General features: G+C 66.3%; 22 protein-coding genes and 1 riboswitch. Of the genes, 13 read left to right on the forward strand and 9 right to left on the reverse strand.

The genetic code is table 11. From position 1 onward, the window contains the following. The first annotated feature begins 90 nt into the window (after positions 1 to 90). The 4 genes from CEY08_RS05870 (at position 91) to CEY08_RS05885 (ending at position 4,443) form a co-directional block, all read left to right on the forward strand. Positions 91 to 987, forward strand: a complete 897-nt coding sequence (locus CEY08_RS05870; RefSeq protein WP_042795828.1) for a phytanoyl-CoA dioxygenase family protein — start codon at positions 91 to 93, stop codon at positions 985 to 987. A 203-nt stretch (positions 988 to 1,190) separates the two neighbouring features. Further along, positions 1,191 to 2,354 (forward strand): alpha-hydroxy acid oxidase, encoded by a 1,164-nt coding sequence (locus CEY08_RS05875; protein ID WP_042795827.1) that lies wholly within the window; start codon positions 1,191 to 1,193, stop codon positions 2,352 to 2,354. A 102-nt stretch (positions 2,355 to 2,456) separates the two neighbouring features. Further along, positions 2,457 to 3,530: an extracellular solute-binding protein gene (locus CEY08_RS05880; protein ID WP_076818067.1), complete on the forward strand. Its 1,074-nt coding sequence runs from the start codon at positions 2,457 to 2,459 to the stop codon at positions 3,528 to 3,530. 79 nt (positions 3,531 to 3,609) lie between these two features. Then, positions 3,610 to 4,443 (forward strand): AraC family transcriptional regulator, encoded by an 834-nt coding sequence (locus tag CEY08_RS05885; protein WP_076816883.1) that lies wholly within the window; start codon positions 3,610 to 3,612, stop codon positions 4,441 to 4,443. A gap of 27 nt (positions 4,444 to 4,470) precedes the next feature. Here CEY08_RS05885 and CEY08_RS05890 read toward each other — a convergent pair whose 3' ends face one another. The 5 genes from CEY08_RS05890 to CEY08_RS05910 all read right to left on the reverse strand — a co-directional run bounded on the left by CEY08_RS05890 (position 4,471) and on the right by CEY08_RS05910 (position 10,550). Continuing rightward, complete coding sequence (locus tag CEY08_RS05890) at positions 4,471 to 5,751, reverse strand: amidohydrolase family protein (RefSeq protein WP_076816884.1); 1,281 nt, start codon at positions 5,749 to 5,751, stop codon at positions 4,471 to 4,473. A 157-nt stretch (positions 5,752 to 5,908) separates the two neighbouring features. Beyond that, positions 5,909 to 6,859, reverse strand: coding sequence for an ABC transporter permease (locus tag CEY08_RS05895; protein ID WP_042795824.1), 951 nt, complete (start codon positions 6,857 to 6,859; stop codon positions 5,909 to 5,911). A 10-nt stretch (positions 6,860 to 6,869) separates the two neighbouring features. Further along, the gene (locus CEY08_RS05900; RefSeq protein WP_063639139.1) at positions 6,870 to 7,943 is read right to left on the reverse strand and encodes an ABC transporter permease; all 1,074 of its coding nucleotides are present in this window, start codon (positions 7,941 to 7,943) and stop codon (positions 6,870 to 6,872) included. Between the two features lie 49 nt (positions 7,944 to 7,992). Further along, complete coding sequence (locus CEY08_RS05905) at positions 7,993 to 9,522, reverse strand: ABC transporter ATP-binding protein (protein WP_063639140.1); 1,530 nt, start codon at positions 9,520 to 9,522, stop codon at positions 7,993 to 7,995. Further along, on the reverse strand, positions 9,519 to 10,550 hold the full coding sequence (locus tag CEY08_RS05910; protein ID WP_063961598.1) for a BMP family protein: 1,032 nt from the start codon (positions 10,548 to 10,550) through the stop codon (positions 9,519 to 9,521). The genes CEY08_RS05905 and CEY08_RS05910 overlap by 4 nt, the downstream gene beginning before the upstream one ends. A gap of 472 nt (positions 10,551 to 11,022) precedes the next feature. On the opposite strand from CEY08_RS05910, the gene CEY08_RS05915 reads away from it, so the two are divergent. From CEY08_RS05915 to CEY08_RS05940, 6 genes are all read left to right on the forward strand, one after another. Then, positions 11,023 to 11,952, forward strand: coding sequence for a DedA family protein/thiosulfate sulfurtransferase GlpE (locus tag CEY08_RS05915; RefSeq protein WP_063961597.1), 930 nt, complete (start codon positions 11,023 to 11,025; stop codon positions 11,950 to 11,952). Positions 11,953 to 12,003: 51 nt separating this feature from the next. Further along, on the forward strand, positions 12,004 to 12,930 hold the full coding sequence (gene panE, locus CEY08_RS05920) for a 2-dehydropantoate 2-reductase (RefSeq protein ID WP_076816886.1): 927 nt from the start codon (positions 12,004 to 12,006) through the stop codon (positions 12,928 to 12,930). A gap of 262 nt (positions 12,931 to 13,192) precedes the next feature. Beyond that, complete coding sequence (locus tag CEY08_RS05925; RefSeq protein ID WP_076816888.1) at positions 13,193 to 13,804, forward strand: NAD(P)-dependent oxidoreductase; 612 nt, start codon at positions 13,193 to 13,195, stop codon at positions 13,802 to 13,804. A gap of 144 nt (positions 13,805 to 13,948) precedes the next feature. Further along, positions 13,949 to 14,407 (forward strand): nuclear transport factor 2 family protein, encoded by a 459-nt coding sequence (locus CEY08_RS05930; protein ID WP_084738643.1) that lies wholly within the window; start codon positions 13,949 to 13,951, stop codon positions 14,405 to 14,407. Positions 14,408 to 14,417: 10 nt separating this feature from the next. Then, entirely contained in the window at positions 14,418 to 14,987 is a 570-nt protein-coding gene (locus CEY08_RS05935) for a flavin reductase family protein (protein WP_063639145.1), read from the forward strand. Positions 14,988 to 14,992: 5 nt separating this feature from the next. After that, positions 14,993 to 15,502 carry a nucleoside 2-deoxyribosyltransferase gene (locus CEY08_RS05940; protein WP_076816892.1) on the forward strand — a complete coding sequence of 170 codons (510 nt, stop codon included), beginning with the start codon at positions 14,993 to 14,995 and terminating at the stop codon, positions 15,500 to 15,502. Between the two features lie 25 nt (positions 15,503 to 15,527). On the opposite strand, the gene CEY08_RS05945 is transcribed toward CEY08_RS05940, so the two are convergent. Then, entirely contained in the window at positions 15,528 to 16,184 is a 657-nt protein-coding gene (locus tag CEY08_RS05945; RefSeq protein WP_042795819.1) for a TetR/AcrR family transcriptional regulator, read from the reverse strand. 149 nt (positions 16,185 to 16,333) lie between these two features. On the opposite strand from CEY08_RS05945, the gene CEY08_RS05950 reads away from it, so the two are divergent. Continuing rightward, complete coding sequence (locus CEY08_RS05950; protein ID WP_076816894.1) at positions 16,334 to 17,533, forward strand: arabinose transporter; 1,200 nt, start codon at positions 16,334 to 16,336, stop codon at positions 17,531 to 17,533. 40 nt (positions 17,534 to 17,573) lie between these two features. On the opposite strand, the gene ribB is transcribed toward CEY08_RS05950, so the two are convergent. Both ribB and CEY08_RS05960 read right to left on the reverse strand, forming a co-directional pair. Next, positions 17,574 to 18,293 carry a 3,4-dihydroxy-2-butanone-4-phosphate synthase gene (gene ribB / locus CEY08_RS05955; protein ID WP_063961595.1) on the reverse strand — a complete coding sequence of 240 codons (720 nt, stop codon included), beginning with the start codon at positions 18,291 to 18,293 and terminating at the stop codon, positions 17,574 to 17,576. 114 nt (positions 18,294 to 18,407) lie between these two features. Further along, a riboswitch (FMN riboswitch) is annotated at positions 18,408 to 18,562 on the reverse strand. A 111-nt stretch (positions 18,563 to 18,673) separates the two neighbouring features. After that, complete coding sequence (locus CEY08_RS05960) at positions 18,674 to 19,210, reverse strand: SET domain-containing protein (protein ID WP_076816896.1); 537 nt, start codon at positions 19,208 to 19,210, stop codon at positions 18,674 to 18,676. Between the two features lie 105 nt (positions 19,211 to 19,315). Here CEY08_RS05960 and CEY08_RS05965 point away from each other — a divergent pair, with 105 nt between their 5' ends. Beyond that, positions 19,316 to 20,236, forward strand: coding sequence for a bestrophin family protein (locus CEY08_RS05965; protein WP_076818070.1), 921 nt, complete (start codon positions 19,316 to 19,318; stop codon positions 20,234 to 20,236). A 7-nt stretch (positions 20,237 to 20,243) separates the two neighbouring features. On the opposite strand, the gene CEY08_RS05970 is transcribed toward CEY08_RS05965, so the two are convergent. Further along, positions 20,244 to 20,714, reverse strand: coding sequence for an Lrp/AsnC family transcriptional regulator (locus CEY08_RS05970; RefSeq protein ID WP_013390823.1), 471 nt, complete (start codon positions 20,712 to 20,714; stop codon positions 20,244 to 20,246). A 93-nt stretch (positions 20,715 to 20,807) separates the two neighbouring features. Here CEY08_RS05970 and ilvB point away from each other — a divergent pair, with 93 nt between their 5' ends. After that, a complete protein-coding gene (gene ilvB, locus CEY08_RS05975) occupies positions 20,808 to 22,634 on the forward strand; it encodes a biosynthetic-type acetolactate synthase large subunit (RefSeq protein ID WP_088607614.1) in 1,827 nt (608 codons plus the stop codon). Positions 22,635 to 22,735 lie beyond the last annotated feature (101 nt).

The raw sequence follows: 22,735 nt of genomic DNA on the forward strand, positions 1-22,735 counted from the left end.
ATAGGCCCGGGCGGCCCCTGGCGATACGTTAGAGCTCATGTCAAAACGTGCCAGCGGGAACACCCGTTACCAGAGCTTGGAGAAGCCATTATGGAAGAGACCAGTTTGTTGTCGGAAGCTGAGACAGCGCGCTACAGGGAGCAGGGTTACCTGGCCCTGAAGGACATGTGCCCGCAGGACGAGGTGGGTTACATCCGCAGGACGCTGCTCGACCTGTTCGCGAACAAAACCGGCTACAACGAGGGCGCGCAGTATGACTTTGTAAGCCGCGACGACCCGTCCAAACCCGCCAAGTTTCCCAGTTTGCACGATCCGCGCCATTATGCCCCGGGTCTTCTGAAGACCGAGTACCACGAGCGCACGCTGGAACTGGCCCGCCAGCTGCTGGGACCGGAGGCGGCCCTGTACGGCGAGCATGCCCTGCTCAAGCCAGGCCCGCACGGGCCGGAAACGCCATGGCACCAGGACGAGGCCTTCCGTTCGCCGGACTTCATCTATAACGAACTCAGCATCTGGCTGGCGCTGCAGCCGGCCACCACGGAAAACGGCTGCATGCAGTTCATCCCCGGGTCCAACAAATGGGATGTGCTGGAGCATCGCTCGCCGGGTGGCGACAAGACGCTGCATCCGCTGGAGTGCTGCGGCGACTTTCCGCGTGACCAGGCGGTGCCGGAACCGCTGGATCCGGGCGGCATCACCGTTCACGACGCCCGCACCTTGCACTTTACCGGGCCGAATACCTCGCAGTCGCCGCGCCTGGCGTACATCCTGATCTACAACACGCCGCCGGTCTACAAGCCGGGCCGCCGGGAGTTCCCGTGGCTGGAAGGCCGCTGGACGGACAGCCAGACGCGCAAGAAGCAGTGGCACAAGCGCGGCGGCCTGGCCGTGGACGTGATGCGGCGCCTGCCCGGAGCGCGACTGACAAGCCCGCGCTGGGTGGCATGGGCGACGATCCGGGCCGTGTCCAAGGTCTGGCCGCGATAAGGGGGCGCAGGGGCCGCAAGAGTCCCTGCGACAGGGGGGCGAACGAGGCCGGCAAGCGACGCTTGCCGGCCTCGGCGCGTATACTGGGCGGCGTTGCGGGCCTTGCGAGGCCCGCGCAATCGCTGGAGCTGCCCGCAGCTGGCGGCCCGGCGTCTAAAAATAACGAGCCGCAGCTGGCGCCCCAACACTCCATAGACCACTCCATGACCGCTAACCTTTCTACGATCACCTGCATCGAAGATCTGCGCGCCATTGCGCAGAAGCGCGTGCCGCGCATGTTCTACGACTACGCGGATTCCGGCGCCTGGACCGAAGGCACGTACCGCGCCAATGAAAGCGATTTTCAGAAGATCAAGCTGCGCCAGCGCGTGGCGGTGAACATGGAAGGCCGGTCGTTGCGCACCACCATGGTGGGCCACGACGTCATCATGCCGCTGGCGATTTCGCCTACCGGCCTGACCGGGATGCAGCACGCCGACGGAGAAATCCTGGCGGCCAAGGCCGCGGCGGATTTCGGCGTCCCTTTCACGCTGTCCACCATGAGCATCTGCTCGCTGGAGGACGTGGCCGCTGCGACCAAGAAGCCCTTCTGGTTTCAGCTCTACGTGATGCGCGACCGCGAGTTCGTCGCCAACCTCATCGACCGCGCCAAGGCGGCTGGCTGCTCGGCGCTGGTGCTGACGCTGGACTTGCAGATCCTGGGCCAGCGGCACAAGGACATCAAGAATGGCTTGTCGACGCCGCCCAAGCCCACGTTGCGCAATCTCATCAACCTGGCCACCAAGCCGCGCTGGTGCATGGGCATGCTGGGCACCAAGCGGCGCACCTTCGGCAACATCGTCGGCCACGCCAAGGGCGTGAGCGACCTGTCTTCGCTGTCGTCGTGGACGGCCGAACAATTCGACCCGCGCCTGAGCTGGGACGACGTCGAATGGATCAAGCAGCGCTGGGGCGGCAAGCTCATCATCAAGGGCATCCTGGACGTCGAAGACGCGCAGATGGCCGCCAATAGCGGCGCCGATGCGCTCATCGTCAGCAACCACGGCGGCCGCCAGCTGGACGGCGCCATGTCGTCCATCGCCGCCCTGCCCTCGATCGCCGACGCCGTCGGCTCCAAGATCGAAGTGTGGATGGACGGCGGCGTGCGTTCCGGCCAGGACATCCTTAAGGCCGTGGCGCTGGGCGCGCGCGGCGCCATGATCGGCCGCGCTTTCCTCTACGGCCTGGGCGCATACGGTCAAGCTGGCGTTACCCGCGTGCTGGAGATCCTGTACAAGGAAATGGATACGACGATGGCGCTGTGCGGCCGTCGCTCGATCGAGCCCGGCGACCGCAGCATCCTGCTGCCCGGAACCTACCCGAACTGAATGGTTCCGCGGGCCATGGACAAAAGCCTGGACACGTTAGTGCCAGGCTTTTTTCGTTGGCGCGCCGGCCTGGGAGGACACATGAGCAAATGCGGAAGCTCCATGACACGTAACAAACAAGTTGGTCCGCGCCGTCCGGGCGCGGGCATGCCGCTGCTGGGCGCTGTACTGGCGATGTTGTTGTCGGCCGCAGCCGTGGCGCAACAGAAGACGCTTTACGTCGGGATGAACGGCGGCGACATGGCGCGCGCCTTCTCGCAGCACGTGTTTCCGGAATTCGAGCGCGCCCATAACGTCAGGATCGTGGTCGAGCCGGGCATGTCCACGGAGGTGCTGGCGCGGGCGCAGGCCGACAAGGACAAGCCGCGGCTGCACCTCATGTTCCTGGACGACGGCATCATGGCGCGTGCGATATCCATGGGCCTGTGCGCGCCGCTCAATGAAGATCCGGTGTTGAAAGAGCTGTATCCCACCGCGCTGAAGAAGGACCGCATGGCCGCGGGCATCGATATCGGCATGACCGGCCTGGGCTACAACACCAAGGTGTTCGCGGAGCGGGGCTGGGCCCCGCCCACTTCCTGGATGGATCTTGCGGACCCCAAGTACAAGGGCGAGGTCGTGGTGCAGTCGGCTGCCAGCAGCACCTTCGGCCTGCACGCGTTCCTGATGGTCAACCGCATCCTGGGCGGCGACGACCGGAACTACGAACCGGGTTTCGCGCAGTGGCCGGCCACCATCGGACCCAACGTGCGCGAATACATCCCGGATTCGGCGCGGTTGGCGGACATGGTGCAGGCGGACCGGGCTGCGCTGTTTCCCTGGACGCCCACGGCCATTTCCCGCCTGAAGAGGCGGGGCGTGCACGTGGAATACGCGCAACCCAGGGAGGGAGCGATGATCCTGATGGTAGGCGAGTGCGTCGTCGCCGGGAACAGCGAACCGGAACTGTCGCAAAAGCTGGCGCTGTACCTGTTGTCGGCGCAGGCGCAGACGAAAGCGCTGGAGATGGGTGGACACTTTCCGTCCAACCGCAATGTGCTGGCGCCCGCCGGCCACGCGGATGCGCTGCAGCGCTTCCAGGGCTATATGTCGAACGCCAGGATCCCGAACTGGGATCAGATCAATGAATCCCGGCCTGCGTTCAACGCCCGCTGGAATCGGGAAATCGGGCGCTGAGGGCCGCGCCGAGGATACGCGCTAAAAAGCGCAAAATCTGCAAAGGCCGGCCCGCTACATTGCCCTCCAAGGAGACCGCATGAAGCCCGCAACCCTGAATCACTATGGCCAGCGCCTGGAGCCCGTCCTGCGCTGGCTGGCGAGCCACCCCGATGCCGATCCGGATCTGTACCGGCTGGCGGAGCTGGCCTGCCTGTCGCCGTATCACTTCCATCGCGTCTACCGCGCCATGATGGGAGAAACGGTGAACGCCACCGTGCAGCGTATCCGCATGCACCGCGCGGCGGTGGCGCTGGGGCATTCCGAGGCTTCCTTGCGGGAGGTGGCGCAGCGCGCCGGCTATGAGTCGGACGCGGCGTTCAACCGGGCATTCGGCGCGACCTTCGGCATTTCGCCGGGGCGCTACCGGGCGGCCCGCTCCCGTCCCTTCGACCCAAAGGAGCTAGGCATGTATCCCATCAAGATCGAAACCTTTCCCGGCGCGACGTTGGCGGTTCTGCCGCATCGGGGCAGCTATCAGGAAATCGGCCCGCTGTTTTCGCGAGCCTTCATGCTCGCCATCAGCCGCGGCATCGCACAGCCGGATTCCATTGGCTACGGCGTGTACTTCGACGACCCCGAGCAAGTGCCGGCCGGCCAATTGCGCTCCATGGCCGGCATGTCGGTGGCGCCCGATGCGGACCTGGGCAGCGAACTGGAACGCTTCGAGATTCCAGAAGGCCGTTGCGCCATACTGACCTACACCGGGCCATACAACGAGATGGACAAGCCCTATAACTGGATGTTTTCGGAATGGCTGCCGGGTAGCGGCGAGGTGCCGGCGGACTTCCCCATGTTCGAGCAGTACCTGAACGATCCCCGCACGACGCCGCCCGCACAGCTGCAGACGCGCATCTGCCTGCCGCTGAAGTGAGGCGCGGCCGCGCCGCGCCTGGTGCGTTCAGCGGGCCGGGGTCTGGAAGCTGACCTGCGCCGGACGGCCGGGCAGATTCAGCGTTGCCGTGGCGGGCGGCGTGGTAGCCACCACCTGGCCGGCGCGCAGCACCATCAGGCGCGTGGCGCGCAAGCGCAGGGCCTCGACGGCATCGCGCGCCTGCAGCAGCACCAGATCGGCGCGCTTGCCGACCGCGAGGCCGGTTTCGTCCAGGCCCAGGATCTTCGCGGGCGTGGTGGTCACGGCCTCGAAACAGGCGCGCATGGCGTCCTGCCCCGTCATCTGGGCCACGTGCAGGCCCATGTGCGCCACTTCCAACATGTCTCCGGATCCCAGGCTGTACCAGGGATCCATCACGCAGTCGTGGCCGAAGGCCACGGGCACGCCGGCGGCCAGCAGCTCGGGCACGCGCGTCATGCCGCGGCGCTTGGGATAGGTGTCGTGGCGGCCCTGCAGCGTGATGTTGATCAGCGGGTTGGCAATGGCGGCCACGCCGGCTTCTCGCATCAGCGGGATCAGCTTGGAAACGTAGTAGTTGTCCATGGAATGCATGGACGTCAGGTGCGAGCCGGTTACGCGGCCCTGCAAGCCCAGGCGCTGGGCATGGTAGGCCAGCGTTTCGATGTGGCGCGACAGCGGGTCGTCGCTTTCGTCACAGTGCATGTCCACGCGCAGGCCGCGTTCGGCGGCCAGTTCGCAGAGGATGCGCACCGATTCCGCGCCGTCCTGCATGGTGCGCTCGAAATGCGGAATGCCGCCCACTACGTCCACGCCCATGTCCAGGGCGCGCTTGAGGTTGTCGAGGGCGCCGGGGGCGCGCAGCACGCCGTCCTGCGGAAAAGCCACCAGTTGCAGGGCCAGGTAAGGCTTGACCTTCTCGCGTACGTGCAACAGCGCTTCGGTGGCCAGGAGGCGCGGGTCGCACACGTCCACGTGCGAGCGGATGGCCAGCAGGCCGCGGGCAACGGCCCAGTCGCAATAGGCCAGCGCGCGCTCGACCAGCGCTTCCTGCGTCAAGAGCGGCTTCAGTTCGCCCCACAGCGCGATGCCTTCGAGCAGCGTGCCCGACTGGTTCACGCGGGGCAGTCCGAAGGACAGCGTGGAATCCATATGGAAGTGCGCGTCCACGAAAGGCGGCGACACCAGCTGGCCGCCCGCGTCCACGGTCTGCGCGGCCTCGGCCTTCAGCGCCGGCTCCAACGCCACGATGCGGCCATTGGCGATGCCGATGTCAATATTCTGCCGGCCATCGGGCAGCGTGCAATGTCTAAGAATCAGATCGAGCATGGAATTCCTTGCGGAAGGTTTCTGTTGTTCATGGTACTGCGCCCCCGCCACAGCAAACCGGCGTACCCGATCCGGGTCGCACGGAGCCGGCTCCGCCGGTCCGTAGCGACGCCCCCTTGAGGGGGAAGCGCGCAGCGCTTCGGGGGTGGGCCCTTCTCTATCTTTCGCCTTTACGGTAGGGCTTCATCAGCGCTTGCGGGTAGGCGGCGCGGCGCGCCATCACCACCAGGGCGAGGATGGACAGGACGTAGGGCAGCATCAGATAGACCTGGTACGGCAACTCCGGCAGGCCGGGCAGAGCTGCGCCGCCTTGCTGCATGCGCAATTGCAGCGCGTCGAAGAAGGCGAAGATCAGCGCGCCCAGCAGCGCTTTGCCGGGCCGCCATGAGGCAAACACGACCAGCGCCACGCAGACCCAGCCGCGGCCGTTGACCATATTGAAGAAGAAGGCGTTGAACGCCGCCAGCGTCAGGAAGCTGCCCGCCACGCCCATGAGCGCCGAACCGGCAACGATGGCGCCCATGCGCAGGCGCGTCACCGACAGGCCCTGCCCTTCGGCCGCTGCCGGATTCTCACCCACCATGCGGATCGCCAGGCCGACCGGCGTGCGGTTCAGTACCCAGGCCAGCAACGGGACCGCGGCCAAGGCCAGCAAGGTCATGGGCGTCTGTCCCGCGAGCACCGGTCCGATGATGGGAATGCCATCCAGGAATTTCATTTCGGCGAACGGCGTGATCGTGGGCGGCGTGTTCACGCTGGGGAAGGTGACGCGGTATGCGAAGTAGCTCAGGCTGGTGGCCAGCAGCGTCACGCCCAGGCCCGACACGTGTTGCGACAGGCCCAGCGGAACGGTCAGCACGGCGTGCAGCAGCCCGAACACCGCGCCTGCCAGTGCGGCGGCGAGCACGCCCACGTATAACGGCGCGCCCAGGTACACCACCAGCCAGCCCGTAAAGGCGCCAGCGGCCATGATGCCTTCGATGCCCAGGTTCAGCACGCCCGCGCGTTCGCACAGCAGGACACCCAGCGTGCCCAGTATCAGCGGCGTCGCCAGGCGCAGCACCGCCACCCAGAACGCCGAAGAACTCATCAGATCCATCCATTCCATGGCGCGCTCCTCAGGCCCGGTTGCGGCGCAGGCGGTACTGCGCGAATAGCGTCGCGACCAGCATGGCGAGCAACGAAGTGGCGACGATGACGTCGGCGATGTAGTTCGGCACCGCGATGGCGCGGCTCATGCTGTCCGCGCCCACCAGCATGCCGGCGACGAACAGGCTGGCCAGGATCACGCCCAACGGATGCAGGCCGGCAAGCATGGCGACCACCACGCCGGTGTAGCCATAGCCCGGAGACATGTCCAGCGTGACGTAGCCCGTGCGGCCGGCCACTTCGATCGCGCCGGCCAGGCCGGCCAGCGCGCCCGACAGCATGGCGGTGCCCAGCATCACGCGGTTCACGGGCAGCCCCAGGAAGCGGGAGGCATGCGCATTTGCGCCGACCGCGCGCATCTGGAAACCGAATACCGTGTAGCGATTCAACAACCACAGTCCCAGCGCCAGGCCCGCCGCCCATAGCAGGCCGGTGTGGGCGCGCGTGCGCTCGATCAGCTTGCCGAGTTCCAGATCGCCATTGAGGGCCACGGACTGCGGCCAGCCCATGGCCATGGGATCCTTCATGGGGCCGTCCAGCATCATCGATACGAACAGCAGCACGATGAAGTTGCCCAGCAGCGTCGTCACCACTTCATCCACGCCCAGCCGGGTCTTGAGGAGGGCGGGAATCAGCAGCAGCAAGGCGCCAGCCAGCGCCGCCGCCAGCATCATGCCGGCAAAGAGCGCAGGCACGGGCAGGTCGAAGCCTGTGCCGTCGTGCAGGCCGCCCACTGCGACCGCGGCGAGCGCGCCCAGGTACAGCTGGCCTTCGGCGCCGATGTTGTAGAAGCGCGCGCGGAACGCCACGGCGCAAGCCAGGCCGGTCAGCATCAGCGGGGTGGCTCGGGTCAGCGTTTCCGACAACGCGAAGCGCGAACCGAACGCGCCTTCGAACAGCAAGGCGTAGGTGCGGCCCACGGGGGCGCCGGCCCAGGCCACCAGAAGGGTGCAGACCGCCAGCGTGAAGGCGATGGCCGCGAAGGGCGCCACGGCCAGCGCCAGGCGGCTGGGCTCCGGACGGCGTTCCAGGATCAGTTTCATGCGAGTAATGCTCGATAGGAGGTGGAGTCGCGCGGAAGGGAACGGGCTGTCATCCCCGTGTGCCTGTCATGGCCAGGCCCACCGTGGCGGGCGTCCATTCGGACACCGGTTTCACGGCGATCAGCTTGCCGCCGCAAAGCACGGCGATGCGGTCGGCAAGCGCGAAGATCTCTTCCAGGTCCTCGGAGACCAGCAGCACGCCAGCGCCGCGCGTGCGCGCCGCCAGGAGCTGTTCGCGCACATAGGCAACCGCGCCGATGTCCAGGCCCCAGGTGGGCTGGTCGGCCACGATGAAGCGCGGTTCGCGCGCGAGCGTGCGGCCCAGGATCAGCTTCTGCATATTGCCGCCGGACAGGCTGCGCGTGCGCACGTCGAGCGATGCGGCGCGCACGTCGAACTGCTTGGCCAGGGCCTGGGCGTAGGCGCGGCCGGCGCGCGCGCGGATCAGGCCCCAGCGCGCGAAGCGCGGGTCCTTCAGGTCTTCGACGATGGCGTTTTCCCATAACGGGCTGTCGCCGATCACGCCTTCGCCGTGGCGGTCTTCCGGAATGCGGCCCACGTGCGCGGCGGTCCAGCCGGCCGGCGTTGTGGGGGCAGCCGCATGTTCGGGGCCCAGGCGGATTGTGCCGTCCGTGGGTTGGCGCAGGCCGGTCAGCACCGACACCAGCGCCTGCTGGCCGTTGCCGGCCACGCCCGCGATCGCCACGATTTCATGCTTGTGGATAACCAGGTCCAGGCTATCCAGGCGCGTCGCGCCGTCGCGGCCGTCGCGCACGGTGACTTGCGACAGCGTTACCACAGGCGCAGCCTGCTCGGCGGCGGCCACGGCTTCCGCATGCGGCATGACAACCTTGCGGCCCACCATCAGTTCGGCCAGTTCTGCGGGACTGGTGCTGGCGGTCTCGCGTTCGGCCACCAGCTTGCCCTGGCGCAGCACCGCCACGCGGCTGGACACCGCCATTACCTCGTCCAGCTTGTGCGAGATGAAGATCACGGCCAGGCCTTCGTCGACGAAGCCGCGCAAGGTCGCGAACAGGTCCTGCACTTCCTGCGGCGTGAGCACGGCGGTCGGCTCGTCCAGGATCAGGATGCGCGCGCCGCGATACAGCGCCTTCAGGATTTCCACCCGCTGCTTCTCGCCGACCGACAGCGTACCCACGCGCGCATCCGGATCCACGCCCAGGCCGAAGCGTTGGCCGAGTTCGACCAGGCGCTGCCGCGCCTTGCCGCGCCCGGACGCCAGCTTCCACAGCGATTCCGTGCCGACCATGATGTTGTCGAGCACGGTCAGGTTGTCGGCCAGCGTGAAGTGCTGATGCACCATGCCGACGCCGGCCGCCAGCGCGGCGTCGGGCCGGCCGGCGGGCAGGGACAGGCCGAAGACTTCGATACTGCCCGCGTCGGCCACGTAATGGCCGAACAGGATGGATACCAGGGTCGATTTGCCGGCGCCGTTCTCGCCCAGCAAGGCCAACACTTCGCCCTGGCGCAGCGTGAGCGATATGTCGTCGTTGGCCGTCAGGCTGCCAAAGCGTTTGGTGATCCCTGCGAGTTGCAGGGCGAGAGGCGCTTGGTTCATCGTGCCGAGGACTTGGGTTCTTTGTCGTTGACCTTGACGGTGAAGCTGCCGTCCAGGATGGCTTTCTGCTTGGCCTGCACCTTGGCGATCAGGTCGGCGGGGATCTTGCTTTCGAAGGTGCCCAGGGGGGCGAGCGAGGAGCCCTTGTGCTTCATCAGCGAGTACTGACCGTAGTCATCGGCCTTGAACGTGCCGGCGCGCACCTGCTTGAGCGCTTCTTCGATGGTGGGCTCCATGCTCCACAGCGCCGAGGCCACCACGGTTTCGGGATACTGCTGCTGCGTGTCGATCACGTTGCCGATGGCCAGCTTGCCGCGTTCCTTGGCGGCGTCGGAAACGCCGAAGCGTTCGGCATAGAGCACGTCCGCGCCCTTGTCGATCATGGCGAAGGCGGCTTCCTTGGCCTTCGGGGGATCGAACCACGAACCGATGAAGGTTACGGTGAATTCGCTCTGCGGGTTCACTTCCTTGGCGCCTTCGATGAAGGCGTGCATCAGGCGGTTCACTTCGGGAATGGGGTAGCCGCCCACCAGGCCGATCTTGCCGGTCTTGCTCATGCCGCCGGCGATCATGCCGGTCAGGTAGGCGGGTTCCTGGATGTAGTTGTCGAACACCGAGAAGTTGGGCTGCTGAGGCTTGCCCGAAGATCCCATCAGGAAAGCGGTTTGCGGATAGTCCTTGGCCACCTTGCGGGCAGCGGCTTCCACCGCAAAGGCCTCGCCCACCACCAGCTTGTTGCCCTGTTCGGCATACTGGCGCATCACGCGCTCGTAGTCGGCGTTCGTGACGTTTTCCGAGAACGTGTATTCGATCTCACCGCGATCGCGCGCCGCGACCAGCGCCTTGTGGATACGCGACACCCATTGCTGTTCGACCGGCACCGTGTAGATGGCGGCAACCTTGGTCTTGGCGGGCGCCTGGGCCTGGGCTGCGCCCGAGAACAGCAGCGCGCCAGCGGCGGCCACGGCCAGCTTGAGCAGGCCGCGGCGGGCGATGCCGGCGACGGACGGGGTGGAAAAGGCTTTCATGCGGGTGACTCCTACGCGGGGAGGGAAAGGGATAGGGATTGGAGACGATGCGCGCTTGGCGCCGGCCCGCGCGCGGCGTGAGCGCGCGCGTTGCCCCGGCCCGGTTCCATAAGACGGTCGCCGGCAGGCGTGCCGGGACTAGCGTACGGAAACGAAGGCGTGGGATCGGTCATCGGATGGGAGCGCCAGGAGACGCGCCCCATCCGAATGGTCGGGTTCGCAGCCAGCCCTGGCGAAGCAAGTTGTATGCCATGGGGCGTTCCCGCGACAAGTCGGGGAAACCTGATGGCCGGGCAGGATTATAGGCACCCTGGCGGGGATTGGTGGCACCACGGCGGTGCGCGCCGTCCCACGGGGTGGACAGGACGCGCGTGGAACGCCCCGTTGCGGCCGCCAGCCCCCCATCCAGGGTCCGCGCGCCTAAAATCGCATATATGAGCCGCGCGCGTGGCGCGGCACGCTGGAAGACCCGATGCAAGATATACAACTGCTGCTGGAACAGTACGGCGGGTGGCTGGTGTTCGCCAATGTGCTGGTCGAGCAGGCCGGCCTGCCGGTGCCCGCCTACCCCATGCTGATCGCCGCGGGGGCGCTGGCTGGCGCGGGCGGGTGGCTCACTCCCTGGCTGGCCGCCACCGTCGCCTGCCTGCTGGCCGACAGCCTCTGGTATGCGGCGGGCCAGCGCTACGGCTCGCGCCTGCTGGGCGTGATCTGCAAGATGTCGCTATCGCAGGATTCCTGCATCCGGCAGACGCAGCGCCTGTACTTGCGCATCGGCGTGCGCGCGTTGCTGGTGTGCAAATTCCTGCCGGGCGCGGGCGCCTTGTCCACGGTCATGGCGGGACTGACGGGTACGCCCTACCGTCGTTTCCTGGGCTACGACCTGGTTGGGTCCCTGATCTGGTCTGGCTCGGCCCTGCTGCTGGGCGGCCTGTTCCATAACGTGGTGAATGACGTCCTGGAGATCCTGGGCACCTACGGCGCGATGGGACTGGGCGTGCTTGCGGCCGTGCTGGCGCTGTACATCCTGGCGCGCTTCCTGCGCCGGCGTATCCTGCTGCGCAGCCTGCGTGTGATTCCGCGCCTGTCGGTGGACGAACTGATGCAATGGCGCCAGGACGGCCGCAACGCGCTGGTCTTCGATGTGCGCCCCGAAGCGTTGCGCGAAGAGCAGCGCATCCCCGGCGCGATCGCCGTGGACCTGAAGGCGCCCTTGCCGTCACTGGATGCCGAGGCGCTGGATTCGGACATCGTCGTGTACTGCGCCTGCCCCAACGAGGTGTCGGCCGCGCTGCTGGCGTCGCGCCTGCGCGCCGCCGGCTATCCCAAGACTTGGGCCCTGCGAGGCGGATACCAGGCCTGGCGGGAACACGAACACCCGCTGCCCCCGCAAGGCGCATAATTCCGCCATGAGCCCGCGCGGACGGCGGGCAGCCAACACGGAGAGACAGGCATGCGGATTTTGTTCTTGGGCGCCGGCGGCACCGGCGGGTATTTCGGCGGGCGCGCGGCCCAGGCGGGCGCGGACGTGACCTTTCTGGTGCGCGAGCCGCGCGCCGCACGGATCCGCGAACAGGGCCTGCGCATCAAAAGCCCGTTGGGCGACGCCACGCTGCATCCTCAGCTGGTCACGCACCAGACCCTGCAAGGCAGCTACGACGTGGTGGTGCTGAGCTGCAAGGCCTATGACCTGGCCAGCGCCATCGAGGCCATCCGCCCCGCGCTCGGTCCGGATACCGCGGTGCTACCCATCATGAACGGCGTGCTTCAGTACGACGTGCTGGACCGCGAATTCGAGCCGCACCGGGTGCTGGGCGGCCTGTGCCAGATCAACGCCACGCTGGGCGCGGATGGCGAGGTGGTGCACCTGGGCAAGCATGCCAGCATCGTTTTCGGCGAGCGCGCCGGCCCCGCCCGCAGCGCGCGCTGCGAAGCATTGGAACAGGCCCTGGCCGGCGGCGAATACGTCAGCCGCCTGAGCACCGACATCTACCAGGACATCTGGGAAAAATACGTGTTCCTGACGACGCTGGCCGCGGCCACCTGCCTGATGCGCGGCACGGTCGGACAGATCGCTTCCACCGACGACGGCATCGACATCCTGACCGGGCTGTTGCAGGAATCGCAGGCGGTTGCCGCCGCCTCGGGCCATGCGGTGCGCGCGGAAGCGGACGCGTCGGCGCGCAAGCTGCTGACCGACCGCACCCAACCGATGACGGCCTCGATGTTCCGCGACCTTAGCCAGGGCCTGCCCGTCGAGGCGGATCACATCGTTGGCGACATGGTCCGCCGCGCCCGCACCCTGGGCGTGGACGCGACCGCGCTGCGCACGGCATATGCGCATCTGCAGGTCTACCAGGCGCGCCGCGCCGCGGCTTGATGCCTGTTCCGGGGGCCCCCTGTTCAACCGGGGCCGCCGGGAGCACACTGGCATTGGCAGGCGTGGTCCGCCCCGGCAGACCGCCGCTTTGTCCCGTTCCATCCGCGCTTTCCCGCTATTGATGCATAGAATGCAAAAAACTCGTCCAGTTTTACGGGTTTTTTGATCGGATTTGAACGAATAGTATGGCTTTGCCTGAGCCGGGGCGCGTAACGCCGCAAGTCGCGGCGGCCCGGGCTTTCCCTTCCCAAGGAGCAAGACCATGAAAGTTGCATTGATCGGAATTACCGGCCGCGTGGGCTCGCGCGTGGCTGACGAATTGCTCAAGCGCGGTCATCAGGTCACGGGCATCGCCCGCAACCTTTCCGACGTGAATCCTCAGCCCGGCCTGACCGTCAAGCAGGGTGACGCCACCGACCCGCAAGCGCTGACTTCGTTGCTGACGGGCCACGACGCCGTCATCAGCGCATCCCGCTTCGTGTCTTCCGATGCCAAGCCGCTGTTGAGCGCGGTGAAGGATGCGGGCGTGCCGCGCCTGTTGGTGGTGGGCGGCGCGGGCAGCCTGCTGGTCGCGCCCGGCAAGATGCTGATCGACACTCCCGAATTCCCCGACGCCTACAAGCCCGAGGCCCGCGCCGGCGTGGTCTTCCTTGACGCCTTGCGCCAAGAAAAAGTGCTGAACTGGACCTTTCTGTCGCCTTCCGCGCTGTTCGAGCCGGGCGAGCGCACCGGCAAGTTCCGGCTGGGCGACGACACCTTGCTGGCCGATGACGAAGGCAAGAGCTGGATCTCGATGGAAGACTACGCCATCGCGCTGGTCGATGAACTTGAAGCGCCCAAGCACTCGCGCCGCCGCTATACGGTCGGCTATTGATCGGTCAGCCGACAGCAGCCCGCAAGCAGGAAGAGGCCTCGATGAGAGGCCTCTTTTTCATTCGGGGTAAGGGCCGGAATCCATGTTTTTGTTTGTAAACTGGCACACCGCCAGCCGGCGTTCCGACACCTGAGTTTGCTCCGTATGCGTATGAAGTTGAAATCGTTGGCCCTCTGTATGCTGGTTGCCGTCTCGTGCGTAGCGGCCGTGCCTGCAAGCGCCGCGCCGCCTCAGTCCAACAAGGACCTCGTGGTGGCGTTCTTTCGCATGATGTTCCAGGATCGCGACATCGACGAGGCCGTGCGCCTGTACGTGAGCCCGAACTACACGCAGCACAATCCTTACATGCAGGACGGCATCGGACCGTTGGTGGATTTCTTCCCCGCGTATTTCGAGCAGCACCCGCAGTCCATCGTCGAGATCAAGCGCGTGATCGCCGAGGGCGACCTGGTGGTTATCCACAACTTGTGGCGCGATTCGCCGGAAGACCGCGGCCAGGCCGTCATGGACATCTTCCGTGTGGATAACGGCAAGATCGTCGAGCACTGGGACGTGAGCCAGGAAATCCCCGAGAATCCGGCCAACAAGAACGGCATGTTCTAGGAAGCGCCGCATGTCCAGCATCGAACCCGTAGAACTGTCCCGCGCCTATCTTTTGCTGAACCACGGTCCCACGGTGCTGGTGACCAGCGCGCACGGCGATGCGCGCAACGTCATGGCGGCGGCGTGGGCCATGCCACTGGATTTCAGTCCGCCCAAGATGCTGGTGGTTGTGGACAAGAACACCTACACGCGCGGCCTGATCGAAGCGTCGGGCGAATTCGCGCTGTGCATCCCGTCGCGGGCACAGGCCCGCGCCACGCTGCTGGTGGGCACGAATTCCGGCCGCGACGAAGATAAGTTCCAGGCCAGCGGCCTGACGACTTTTCCCGCCAGCAAGATCGGCGCTCCGCTCATCAGCGGCTGCCTGGGCTGGCTTGAATGCCGCGTCGTGCCCGAACCGCACAACCAGCAGGCCTACGATCTCTTCATCGGCGAAGTCGTGGCGGCCTGGGCCGCGCCGGAAGCGTTTTCCGGCAACCGCTGGCATTTTCCCGACGACGAGCGCCGTTCCGTGCACTACGTGGCGGGTGGCTCTTTCTTCGCCACCGGCGAAGCCTTTAACGTTTCCGATCCGGAGTAATCGTCATGCGCAGCGTGTATCTGGCGGGTTTCGACGTGTTCCTGCCCGATGCGGCGGCGCACGGAATGCGTTTGAAGGCGCTTTGCGCCACCTATGGGTTCGAAGGCCTGTTTCCGTTGGACAACGAGGCGCCGCAGGATCTGTCCGGGCTGGCGTTGGCGCAATGGATCTATCGCGAGAACGTCGCCCTGATCCGGCGCGCGGATATGGTGATGGCGAACCTGAATCCGTTCCGCGGCGCGGAGCCTGATTCCGGCACCGCATTTGAAGTCGGTTACGCGATTGCCTGCGGCAAGCCCGTGTGGGGCTATACCGGCCAGGCGGGCACGCTGATAGACCAGGTTGCGGTGGGGGCGGCGGCCGACGATGGCGTGTCGCGCATGGTCGATGCGCACGGCTACACCGTGGAAGACTTCGGCCTGAGCCTGAATCTCATGTTGGCGTGCAGCGCCCGCATTGTCACGGGCGGCGCCGCCGACTGCCTGGCGCAGATGGCCCGGGCGCCAGGGCGCTAGGCCCCGTGCCCGTGCACGGTGGCGGCTAGCCGCGGGCCTTTGCCGTCTTGCGCGGTGCGGCGCGCGGGGCGGGTTCGCCCAGGTATCCCATCACCGCATCGACCACCGCCTGTTCCAGCTGCTGTGTCGAGAATCCCGCGGGCGGTTCCAACGCCGCCGCGTGCACCAGTGACTCCATGATGCGCAAGACGACATAGGTCGCCAGATCGCGGTCCTGCTGCGCGATTTCGGCGCGATGCAGTTCCAGAAGATGGCGCATGCGCCTGTGGATATCCTGGTCCGCGCGGCTGTGCTCATGCGGCTGGTCGAACAGTGGAAACTCCCTTTCCAGCACACGGTGCAACGCGGGCTCCAGCAGGTGGGCGTGCAGCATCGCTTCGACGATGGCGGCGACGCGCTCGCGCAACGTGGCGGCGGGATTGCTGTCCAGGACCGCGTCGATGACATCCAGCATCTGGTTGTCGTGGCGGTTATGCAGCGCCGCGATCAGGGCATTCTTGTTGGGAAAGTACTGATACAGCGAACCGACGCTGACGCCGGCGGTCTCCGCGATCAGGTTGGTGTTGGTGCCCGCATAGCCGTGCGTGGCCAAAACGCGAGCCGTGGCTTGAAGAATTGTCTCTACGGTGTGCTGGGACCTGAGCTGGCGTGGCGATTTCCGGGGCTGGGGGATGGCGGTCATGGGTACTGTGAAAGGCGAGTATCGAATATGAGCAATGGCTCATAAAATTTCCGGCAGGCAATCCGGTTCATCGCCCGCACACGGCGATTATGCCATCGGCGGTTTTCTAACTGGTTCCGGATTGCGCATCTCTCACTTAAGGAAATTCAATGTCGCATTCATCGACGGCCGGGGCCATGCCCGCGGCCCAGGGGCCCGTGCGCTCTGTGTTCGCGCAAGTGCTGCCGCTGGCGCTGGCGGTATTCGTCGGGTTCTTCATGATTGGTCTGCCCATGCCGGTGCTGCCACTGTACGTGGACGGCACATTGGCGTTGGGCGCGCTGGTCGTCGGCGTGGTGGCGGGCCTGCAATTTGCCGCCGCCTTGTTGTCGCGCGCCTATGCGGGCTCGCTGGCCGACCGCCGCGGCGCCAAGCGCGCGGTAGTGGGCGGTTTCGCGCTGGGCTCGGTCGCGGGGCTGTGCTATCTGCTGGCCGATGACCTGTCGGCCAGGCCGCAGGCGGCGCTGGCCGCGCTCTTGGCGGGACGCGCGCTGATGGGCTGCGCTGAAAGCCTCATCGTTACCGGCGCCCTGAGCTGGGGCGTGGGCCGTGTGGGCCCCCAGAATGCGGGCCGCGTGATGGCCTGGGTCGGCGTGGCGATCTATGCCGCCTACGCGCTGGGCGCGCCGGCCGGCATGCAGCTATATGGCGCCACCGGTTTCGCCGGTATCGCCTGGGCCACCGCGTTGATTCCACTGGTGGCTCTGGCCCTGGTGCTGCCCCTGCGCGGAGTGCGTGCCGCCGGAGGCGCGCGCACGCCCTTCTATCGCGTGCTGGGACTGGTGCTTCTGCCCGGCGCGGGGCTGGCCCTGGCCAGCGTCGGCTTCGGGGTGATCACCGCGTTTGTGAGCCTGCTGTTCTCGCAGCGGGGCTGGGAGGGCGCAGCATGGATGTTTACCGCCTTCGGCGCGGGCTTCATCCTGGCGCGTGTGTTCTTCGCGGGCCTGCCCGACAAACTGGGCGGCGCGCGCGTGGCGCTGATCTGCGTGCTGATCGAGGCGGCGGGACAATGGCTGATCTGGACCGGCTCCACGCCCGCCTGGGCCTATGCAGGCGCGCTATTGACGGGCGCGGGCTACTCGTTGGCATTCCCGGCCTTTGGCGTGGAAGCGGTGCGCCGCGTGCCCGCGGCAAGCCGTGGCACTGCCATGGGCGCATACGTGGCCTTCCTGGATATCGCTTTGGGGCTGAGCAGCCCTGCGGCCGGTTGGTTGGCCGGGGCGCAAGGCTACGGCGCGGTGTATGCGTTGGGCGGCGCGTGCGCGCTGGCGGCAATGGTCGTGGCCATGGCGCTCAAGGGACGGCGTTGATACCCAAGGCGGCGCCGACTCGGCGCCGCCTGCCCGCGGATCAGACCGTCGCGGCCATCTCCAGCACTTCGTCGTCGATCGCTTCGGCCTGGCCGTCCTTCAGCTGTTGCAGATGGTCGGCCAGTTCGGCGATGGTCAACGCCACCAGCCCGTGCTGGGCGGCATAGCGCTCCAGGGCCGCGCCGCGCATCATCGTGCCATCGGCATTCATCAGTTCGCACAGCACGCCGGCCGGGCGCAGGCCTGCCAGCACCGCCAGGTCCACCGAGCCTTCGGTGTGGCCGCGGCGGGTCAGCACGCCGCCCGGCTGGGCGCGCAGCGGGAACACATGGCCCGGGCTGACGATGTCGTCGCTTTGCGCCGTGGGCGAGATGGCGGCGCGGATGGTCGTGACCCGGTCCACGGCCGACACGCCGGTGCTGACGCCCTCGCGCGCCTCGATGGACACGGTGAACGCGGTGGCAAAGCGGCTCTGGTTACGCTGGACCATGGGCGGCAGTTCCAGCCGGTCCAGGGTTTCGCCGGGCAGGCACAGGCAGACGATGCCGCTGCCGTCGCGGATCAGCTGAGCCATGACGGGCACGGTCAGCTTGTCGGCGGCCACGATCAGGTCGGCTTCATTCTCGCGGTCGAAGTCGTCCATGAGGATGATCGGGCGGCCCAGGCGCAGATGATGCAGGGCGCGCTGCAAGCGGGCGGCAAAGGGCTGCGAAGCCAGGCTGGGGATGGGAGACTGCGGGGTAAGGGTAACGTTGGACATTTGAAACGCTCTCGCAAGTTAATAGGGGCGAAAAACGTTTCAGGGCTACTCGACAGCCGAACGCAATACGGCAGTCCAGGCGCAAAGGCGCCTGGTGCTACCGGGGTTGTGCCGGCACATCTTCTCTCATCCGGACTATGACCGTCGGCCCTGGCATCTCACCAGATCTGCTGACCCCGGTATCCATAAAGGACGCCGGGCGCTCGCGGGCTCGCCACATTGCATGGCATACCGCCGGTGGGGAATTTCGCCCCGCCCTGAAGACGTACTGCATGTCGTGTTAACGACCTGCGGAATTGTACGCCTGTCTGGAACGGAGCCGGCAATACGCGTGCTGCGCCTGGGGTTTTCAGCGGTGGCGGGGTCCGACCCCGCACCGATCAGGCAATGGCTTCGGCGGTTTCCGCGTCTTCGGGCTTGTCGGCCTTTTCTTTCTTCTTCTTTTTGGCCGGCAGCGCCAGCATGGTGCCCCGGCACGGCGGCGTGCCGCAGAGGCAGCGGTAGCCTTCCTTCAGCTTCTTGGTGATGCGGCCGTCCAGCACCAGGCCGTAGTCGTACGACAATTCGGTGCCGCGCGGGATGTCCTGCAGCGCGACGATGTAGACCCGCTTGCCGTGCTTGCCTTCCTGCGCTTCGCAGTTGGGTTGGCAGGAATGGTTGATCCAGCGGGCGTCGTTGCCCTTGTCGCCGCCGTCGATCACGCGGCCGGTACTGAGCGCGAAGAAGAAGGTATGGAAGGGGTCGTCCGGATTGGTCGGGTGACGGCGGTCGGCCTCCTTGGCGCTGATGCGCTCGCCGCCGTACTCGATGATGCGCGTACCCGCGGGAATCTTGCGCGCGGCGAAGACGCCGTTGCCGTGCAGCTTGGAGCGGCGGACAACATACCAGGGCTTGATCGGGGTGTCTTCGTTGGTCATTGCTCGATGGAAGTGGCGGTGAGACGAAACAGAATTATATCGACGCCTATTTGACGGTTTGATAGGCGTATAGTGTGCGCCGCCTTGTTCCTCCTGGTTAACACCATGATTGTCCGTCCGCGTCCTTCCGCGCTGGCTTTGTTCTTTATCTTGCGCGGCTCCATCGTCCCGCGAATCCTCAGCCGCATCCTGGTCATCACCGCGCTGTCGTGCTTCGTGGTGTGGATGTTCCACCGTGAATGGTTCTCGCCCGCCCACTTGTCGGCGGTGCCGTTTTCGTTGTTCGGTCTGGCCCTGTCCGTGTTCATGGGCTTTCGCAACAACGTCTGTTACGACCGCTGGTGGGAAGCGCGCAAGCAATGGGGCGAATTGATCGTGCAGGCGCGCAGCCTGGCGCGAGAAAGCGCGGTGCTGCTGGCGGCCAGCACCGCCAATCCGGTGCAGGAGCGCATCGTGCGCCGTTGCATCGGCTTCGGCTATGCGCTGGCGGCGCGGCTGCGGCAAGAGGATATGGCCGTCGCGGCGCGGCCCTGGGTGCAGCAGGACGAGGCCGAGGCCCTGGCCGGTTGCCGCAACGTGCCCGACGCCCTGCTCATGGCCATCAACCGCGACCTGGCGGCCTGTCTGCGGCGCGGCGAGCTGACCGACATCCTGTACCAGGCCCTGACCCACCGCGTGGCCGCCTGTGCCGCGATCCAGGCCGCCTGCGAGCGGATCAAGTTCACGCCTTCGCCCTTTGCCTATTCGCTGCTGTTGCATCGCACGGCCTGGTTGTTTTGCCTGCTGCTGCCCTTTGGCCTGGTGGGCACGCTGGACTACATGATGCCGGCGGCGGTCACCATCGTTGCCTACACCTTCTTCGGTTTGGATGCGGTGGGCGACGAACTGGAAGACCCGTTCGGTAACGACGAAAACGACCTGCCGCTGTCGGCGCTGGCCCGTGTTATTGAAATCGACCTGCTGGAAGGCCTGGGCGTGCGGCCCCTGCCCGAGCCCGCCGTCCCGGTGGATTTCGTGCTGCGCTGAAGGACGCTTATTCCGCCAGACCCGTCAACGGCAGCTTGGTTTCCTTTAACCGGCGCAGCACGAAGCAGGATTTGCTGTGGCGAATCCCCGGAATGCGGTAGAGCTGTTCTCGCAACAGCCGCTCGTAGTCGCGGGTGTCGCGCACGGCGATACGGATGTAATAGTCATAGTCGCCCGAGACCAGAAAGGCTTCCAGGACCTCGGGAATCTGCGCCAGCGCCCGGCCAAACTCGTACAGCGTCTCCTCGCTGTGGCTCTCCAGGGTGACGTGAACGATTACCGTGTCCATGAAGCCCAGGCTGGCCGGGTCGATGTCCACGGTATAGCCGCGGATCACGCCGGCGCTTTCCATGCGTTTGATGCGGTTCCAGCAGGGCGTGGACGACAGGCCGACGGCCGCGCCGATGTCGTTCAGGCTGGCGCGCGCGTTGTCCTGCAGCACCTTGAGTATGGCGAGATCAAACTTGTCCAGGTTCATTTTCTTTGATTCCTTAAAATCAAAGATAAATTTACTCCGTCTATCGGTTATTCGTGGAAAAGAAGATAAATATTCTTCCGATCTACGAATAAGATAGATAGCATGAACGATCGCCTGCACCCCACCGCCGCCGCCGCGCTTGCCGCTACTGAACGCCCCGCCGACAACGGGGCGAAAATTCTGCTCGATACGCTGATTGCGTGCGGTGTGGATACCATTTTCGGGTATCCCGGCGGCGCGGTGCTGCCGCTGTACGACGCGCTCTACGCCGAGCCGCGCCTGCGCCACGTGCTGGTGCGCCACGAACAGGCCGCAGTCCATGCCGCTGAAGGATATGCGCGCAGCACGGGCCGCCCGGGCGTGGTCTTCGTTACGTCGGGTCCCGGCATGGCCAACACCACCTCCGGCCTGCTTGACGCCATGTGCGATTCGATCCCGGTGCTTTGCATCAGCGGCCAGGTCGCCACGGCGGCCATCGGCACCGACGCCTTCCAGGAATGCGACGCCATCGGCATCTCGCGTTCGGTGACCAAGTGGAATACCCAGGTCCGCTCGGTGGATGACGTGGCCAGCGTGGTGGCCCGCGCCTTCGAACTGACCCGGCAGGGCCGCCCCGGCCCTGTGTTAGTGGATTTCCCCAAGGATGTGCAGCTGGCCGTGCCGCGCGACGCGGACGACGATGCGCTGGCCTTGCCTTCGCAGCAGAAGTTGGCCGCGCTGCGCGCGCGCCGCCAGGCTGGCAAGCTGGCTCCCAAGTTGCCGCAATCGGCCGTGCGCCGCGCCGCCGCACTGATTGCCCAGGCCAAGCGGCCCATCTTCTACGGCGGGGGCGGCCTGGTGAACGCCGGCCCCGAAGCCTGCGAGGCCTTTACCGACCTGGTGCGCCACACCGGCGCGCCTTGCACCCTGACCTTGATGGGCCTGGGCGCCTTTCCCGCGTCCAACCCGCAGTTCGTCGGCATGCTCGGCATGCACGGCACGGTTGAAGCCAATCTGGCCATGCACAACGCGGACCTGGTGGTCTGCATCGGCGCCCGCTTCGACGACCGCATCACGGGCAAGCTGTCGGAATTCTGCCCGCATGCGCGCAAGATCCACATCGACATCGATCCCGCCTCAATCAATAAGGTGGTGCGCGTGGATGTGGCGCTGGTGGGCGATTGCCTGCCGCTGGTGCGCGCGTTGCGGGCAGAGCTGGGCGACGAGCCTCTGGACGCGGCGCGCCTGGCGCCCTGGTACAAGCGCATCGACGCCTGGCGCGCCCAGGACTGCCTGGGCTATACCCCGGCGGCCGATGCGATCCTGCCGCAGCACCTGATGTCGCGCCTGAATGCCGCGCTGTCGGACCGGGACGCCATCGTTTCCACCGACGTGGGCCAGCATCAGATGTGGGCCGCTCAATACCTGCGCTTCGACAAACCCAACCGCTGGTTGACGTCGGGCGGCGCCGGCACCATGGGCTATGGCGTGCCTGCTGCCATCGGTGCGCAGGTCGCCCATCCGGACAAGACCGTGGTGTGCGTCAGCGGCGACGCCTCTGTGCTGATGAACATCCAGGAACTGTCCACCGCCATGCAGCACCAGACCCCCGTCAAGGTCGTACTGTGCAACAACGGCTACATGGGCATGGTGCGGCAGTGGCAGGAACTGATCCATGGCGGCCGCTACAGCCACAGCTACAACGCGTCGCTGCCCGATTTTGTGGCGCTGGCGAAAGCGTTCGGCTGGGGCGCTGCCCGAGTGGACGACCCCGCCAAGCTGGACGAGGCGCTGGCCGAGTGCCTGGCGCATGACGGCCCTTACTTTCTGGATGTGGCGGTCACCGCGCAGGAGAACTGCTTCCCGATGATGCCCGCCGGGCATGGGCATCAGAAGATGATGCTGGCCGAAGGCGTCTGGTACCAGGACGAAACGACCTGATCAGACGGTGCGGTGGAGTGTCGGGGTTGTTTCTGTCCGGGGTTCTTTAGCCGCCGAGGCTGCCCTGCGCCATTCCGATGCTCGCCCCCATGGGGCTGCGC

This window comes from Achromobacter insolitus, from assembly GCF_002209555.1.
In the GTDB taxonomy this organism is placed as follows: Bacteria; Pseudomonadota; Gammaproteobacteria; order Burkholderiales; family Burkholderiaceae_B; genus Achromobacter; species Achromobacter insolitus.